Consider the following 5,079-nt stretch of genomic DNA (forward strand, 5'->3'; position numbering starts at 1 on the left):
CGCCCGGAAACCCCCGCCCTGCCGGGGGGGGTCCGGGTTGTTGCCCGGGGGGGGGGGGGCCGGCGGGGGCCCCCCCGGGAGGAGGTGGCGGGGTGCGCGTGCGGCGCCGGAGCGCGGTGTCCGTGGTCGTCCGCGTCGAGGACGGCGAGGTCCGGGCCGGGGGGATGGTGGGAGCGGTCGTCCACGTCCGCGCGCGGCGGGGCGCGGTGGTCACCAGCGGTGAGGTGGCGCTGGTCCGCCGGGTCGTGCCCGAGCGCCGGGCGCGGTGGGAGCGCGGCGCCCGCGCGTGGCGGCGCCTGGACGTCGCGGCGGTGCGCGCCCTCCACCCCGTGGGCCGCCTCGCGCCCGGTGAGGGCCTCGTCCAGCGCGTCGTGCTCGCGGTCCCCGCCGCGGGGGCCGGTGGGGACGGCGAGCGCGACGCGGTGGACGGCCGGCCGGTGCGCGGGACGTGGTGCGTGCGCGTCCGGGTGCGCGTGCGCGGGGCGAGGACGATCGAGGCGAGCGCCGGGGTGCGCGTGCTCGGGGCGGCCGGCGCCCCTCAGCCGAGGACCGGCTCGCCCCGCGAGGAGACCTGGTCGCTCGCGCCCGGGACGGGCTCGGCCGGGTCGCTGCCCAGCGCGACGATCCGGTTGCGCCCGTCGACGTGGACGACGTGCGGGCGGTGGGCGGCGCGCTCGGACTCCTCGACCTCCACGTAGGAGATGACGATGACCACGTCGCCGGGGTGCACGAGGTGGGCCGCGGCGCCGTTGACCTTCACCTGCCCGGTGCCGGCCTCGCCGACGATGACGTACGTCTCCAGGCGTGCGCCGTTCGTCACGTCGACGACCTGCACCTTCTCGCCCTCGACGAGGTCGGCGGCCCGGCACAGGTCCGCGTCCAGGGTGATCGAGCCGACGTAGTGCAGGTCCGCCTGCGTGACCGTCGCCCGGTGGACCTTGCCGTTCATCAGCGTGCGGCGCACCGCCTGCTCCTCCGCTCCCCGGGGTGGCCCCCGTCCGTGGGGGAGGAGCATCGCACGGAGCCGGGATGTTCCCGCACCACCGGCGCCCGCCTGGCGCGGACCCGTGCACAGGAGCATGCTCCCCCCGACGGAGCCCGGTGGAGCACCCGGCCGGCCCGTGGCACCGGCCCGCGCGGGCCGGGGCGACGAGCGTCCGAGGGAGCCAGCGTGACCGAGTGGACCGACCGGATCGCCGACGTCTGGGGCACCCGCACCCCGCACCCGCGGGGCACGCCGTGGCCCGTGCGCGTCGACTCCCACCTCGACGCCGGCCTCGACGAGTCCGGTGTGGACCGCTGGGTGCAGTCCGCGTGCGTGCTGTGCAGCAACGGCTGCGGGTGCGACATCGCCGTCAAGGACGGTCGGATGGTGGGGGTGCGGGGCCGGGCCGCCGACGTGGTCAACCACGGCCGGCTGGGCCCCAAGGGCCTGTACGGCTCCTGGCAGTGGAACCGCACCGACCGCCTGACCCGTCCCCTGGTGCGCGACGGGTCCGGCGCCCTCGTCGAGACCGACTGGGACACCGCGATGGACCGCGTCGTGCGGCGCTCGCGCGAACTGCTGGCCACTGACGCGGGGGCGCTCAGCCACGCCTTCTACACCAGCGGACAGCTGTTCCTGGAGGAGTACTACGCGCTGGCCGTCGTCGGCAAGGCCGGGCTCGGCACCCCGCACATGGACGGCAACACGCGCCTGTGCACGGCGACGGCCGCGGCCGCGCTGAAGGAGAGCTTCGGCTCCGACGGGCAGCCGGGCAGCTACTCCGACATCGAGCACGCCGACGCGGTGTTCCTGTACGGGCACAACATGGCCGAGACGCAGACCGTGCTGTGGGCGCGGGTCCTGGACCGCGTGCACGGCGCCGACCCGCCCGTGGTCGTGGCCGTGGACCCGCGCACCACGAAGGTCGCCGAGGCCGCCACCGCCACCGGCGGCGTGCACCTGGCCCCCGTCCCCGGCACCAACCAGGCGCTGATGAACGGCCTGGTCCGCGAGGTCGTCGCCAACGGCTGGGTCGACGAGGAGTACGTGCGCCGGCACACCCTCGGCCTCGACGACCTCGTGGCCACCGTCGAGCCGTGGACGCCGGAACGGGTCGCGGAGGTGTGCGACGTGCCCGCGCGGGACGTGCGCCGGGCCGCGGAGGTGTTCGGCACCTCCCAGCGGGTCCTGTCCACGGTGCTGCAGGGCTTCTACCAGTCCCACCAGGCCACCGCCGCCTCCTGCCAGGTGAACAACCTGCACCTGCTGCGCGGCCTGCTCGGGCGGCCCGGCTGCGGGGTGCTGCAGATGAACGGCCAGCCCACGGCGCAGAACACCCGCGAGTGCGGCGCCGACGGCGACCTGCCGGGCTTCCGCAACTGGGACAACCCCGAGCACGTGCGCCAGCTCGCCGAGCTGTGGAACGTCGACCCGCTGGTCGTCCCGCACTGGTCCCCGCCGACCCACGCGATGCAGATCTGGCGGTACTGCGAGCAGGGGTCCGTGCGGTTCCTGTGGATCTCCGGGACGAACCCGGCCGTGTCGCTGCCGGAGCTGGGGCGGATCCGCTCGATCCTGGAGCGCGAGGACCTGTTCGTCGTCGTCCAGGACGGTTTCCTCACCGAGACCGCCCGGTACGCCGACGTGGTGCTGCCCGCGGCGCTGTGGGGGGAGAAGCAGGGGACGTTCACCAACGTCAACCGCACCGTCCACCTGTCGGAGAAGGCCGTCGACCCGCCGGGGGAGGCGCGCAGCGACCTCGACGTGTTCCTGGACTACGCGCGGCGCATGGACCTCCGCGACCGCGACGGGGACCCGCTGGTCCCCTGGACGACGCCGGAGCAGGTGTTCGAGGCGTGGAAGGAGTGCACCCGGGGCCGGCCGTGCGACTACACGGGCCTGAGCTACGAGCAGCTGCGCGGCGGCAGCGGCGTGCCCTGGCCGGTGAACGCCGACGCGCCGGAGGGCACCGACCGGCTGTACGCCGACGGGGTGTTCCCGACCGACCCCGACGTGTGCGAGTCGTACGGGCACGACCTGGTCACCGGCGGCTCGCTCGACGAGCGGACCTACCGGGCGATGGAGCCCGCCGGGCGGGCGCTGCTCAAGGCCGCGGCCTTCTCCCCGCCGCCGGAGACGCCGTCGGAGGAGTTCCCGTTCGTCCTCACCACCGGGCGGACCGTCTACCACTTCCACACCCGCACCAAGACGCGGCGCTCACGGCAGCTGCAGCGGGCGGCCCCGGACGCCTGGGCGGAGCTGTCGGTGGCCGACGCGGATCGCCTCGGCGTGGCCGAGGGCGACCTCGTGCGGGTGGAGTCGCCGCGCGGGCACGTCGTCGTCCCGGCCCGGATCGGGCGCGGGCGCGACGGGGTGGTGTTCGTGCCGTTCCACTTCGGCTGGTTCGACGTCCCCGGTGACGTCCCCGGTGACGGCTCACCGCCCGGGCGCCCGCGCGCCGCCAACGAGATGACGATGACCGAGTGGGACCCCGTCTCCAAGCAGCCGGTGCTCAAGGTCGCGGCCGTGCGCGTCGTGCGCGCCGGGCCGGGGGAGGGGCCGGCGCCCGCGCCCACCACCACCGCGTCCGCCCCCGCCGACCCGGGGTCGGTCCCGCCGACCACCGGCGGGCCGGACGCGGCGACCAGCGAGCGGTTCGACGCCGCCCCGCCCCCGCCGCCGGCCCCGGGCCCGCGCGGCGCGTCCGCCTCGACCTCGGGGAGCTGACACCGTGCACCTGCCGATCTACGTGGGCCTGCAGCACACCGCCAGCGCCACGCTGGCCGACTCCTACCGCCAGGTGGCCGAGGGGCACGCCGCCGAACCGGACGTCGTCGTCGACTGCCACCGCCTCGCCGGGTGGTGCGACGCGCACGTGGAGCGGCTGGCGCCGGTGGCCGAGCGCTACGGGGAGCGTCCCGACGACGAGCCCGAGCGCCTGCACGCGCAGGGGCTGCCGGGGGTGCGCAGCGGCGGGGTCGGGCTGCTGCGCGACCTGCAGGACCTGTACGTCCTGGCCTCGTTCGTCGACGTCACCTGGACCGTGCTGGGCCAGGCGGCCCAGGGGGTCCGCGACCGCGAGCTCCTGGGCGTCGTCCGCTCGTGCGAGGAGGACACCCGGCGGCAGCTGGTGTGGCTGCTCACCCGCCTGAAGCAGGCGGCGCCCCAGGCGCTCATCGCCGCCGGCGGTTCGACGTGAGCGGTGGTGACGGGGACGGGCGGGGCCCCGGTGGGCTGCTGGAGGCGGCCGAGCGGCGCGCGGGGCGCGCGGGTGCGGGCGCGTACGGGTTCGCCCTGTGCCTGGTGGTGGTGTGCGCGGCCGGCCTGGCCGCGCTGCTGCTGCGCCAGCCGCTGCTGTTCCCGAGCCTGGGGCCCACCGTCGTGCTGTTCTTCGAGTCCCCGCGCCAGCCGGCCTCCGCACCCCGCAACACCCTCGTCGGGCACGTCGTGGCGGTCCTGGCCGGCGCCGCCTGCCTGGTCGTCTTCGGCCTGCAGGAGCACCCGCCGGTCACGACCGAGGGTGTCAGCGGTGCGCGCCTGGTGGCAGCGGGCCTGTCCGTGGCCCTGACCGCCCTGGTGCTGAAGCTGCTCGCCGCCCCGCACCCGCCCGCGGGGGCGACGACGCTCGTCGTCAGCCTCGGCCTGCTCACCTCGGCCACCGAGTTGCTGAGCGTCGTGGCGGGCGTCGTGCTGGTGACCGCCCTGGGGGTCGCCCTGAACCGGTCGCTCGGGGTCCGCCAGCCGCTGTGGCGCTGAGACACCGGTCGACGTGCTGCCCGAGGTGCCCGGGGGTGTTGACAAGGCCGTCCGCCCGCGTGAGGCTCGACCTCGCGTTGCAACGATGCACACGGTGGTGCGCTCGCTGACGACGCACCACCACCGACGAGGAGAACCCGTGTCCACCACCACCCCCGCCGCCGCGCAGTCCTCCGCCCGCGTCAGCGCCGTCGTCGACCTCGACGTGCGCGGCCCGAGGATCAGCCGGCACCTGTACGGGCACTTCGCCGAGCACCTGGGCCGCTGCATCTACGGCGGCTTCTGGGTGGGTGAGGACTCGGCCATCCCCAACGAGGGCGGGATCCGCTCGGACGTGG

Annotated in this window: 4 protein-coding genes and 1 pseudogene; 4 read left to right on the forward strand and 1 reads right to left on the reverse strand. The window is 76.0% G+C overall.

Annotated elements, in window-relative coordinates; all coding sequences use genetic code 11:
• Positions 1-538 precede the first annotated feature (538 nt).
• Positions 539-964 carry an aspartate 1-decarboxylase gene (gene panD / locus ACRYMY_RS19410; RefSeq protein WP_432548857.1) on the reverse strand — a complete coding sequence of 142 codons (426 nt, stop codon included), beginning with the start codon at positions 962-964 and terminating at the stop codon, positions 539-541.
• Between the two features lie 207 nt (positions 965-1,171).
• Between panD and ACRYMY_RS19415 the strand changes: the two genes are divergently transcribed.
• The 4 genes and pseudogenes from ACRYMY_RS19415 to ACRYMY_RS19430 form a co-directional block, all read left to right on the forward strand.
• A complete protein-coding gene (locus ACRYMY_RS19415; protein ID WP_432548858.1) occupies positions 1,172-3,712 on the forward strand; it encodes a molybdopterin oxidoreductase family protein in 2,541 nt (846 codons plus the stop codon).
• Between the two features lie 4 nt (positions 3,713-3,716).
• A complete protein-coding gene (locus ACRYMY_RS19420; RefSeq protein WP_432548859.1) occupies positions 3,717-4,184 on the forward strand; it encodes a hypothetical protein in 468 nt (155 codons plus the stop codon).
• Complete coding sequence (locus ACRYMY_RS19425) at positions 4,181-4,741, forward strand: HPP family protein (protein WP_432548860.1); 561 nt, start codon at positions 4,181-4,183, stop codon at positions 4,739-4,741. Before ACRYMY_RS19420 ends, ACRYMY_RS19425 begins: the two co-directional genes overlap by 4 nt.
• An 85-nt stretch (positions 4,742-4,826) precedes the next feature.
• Positions 4,827-5,079: pseudogene (locus ACRYMY_RS19430) on the forward strand (alpha-N-arabinofuranosidase); the annotation flags it as partial.

Source organism: Kineococcus haloalkalitolerans (genome assembly GCF_050871905.1).
GTDB lineage: Bacteria > Actinomycetota > Actinomycetes > Actinomycetales > Kineococcaceae > Kineococcus.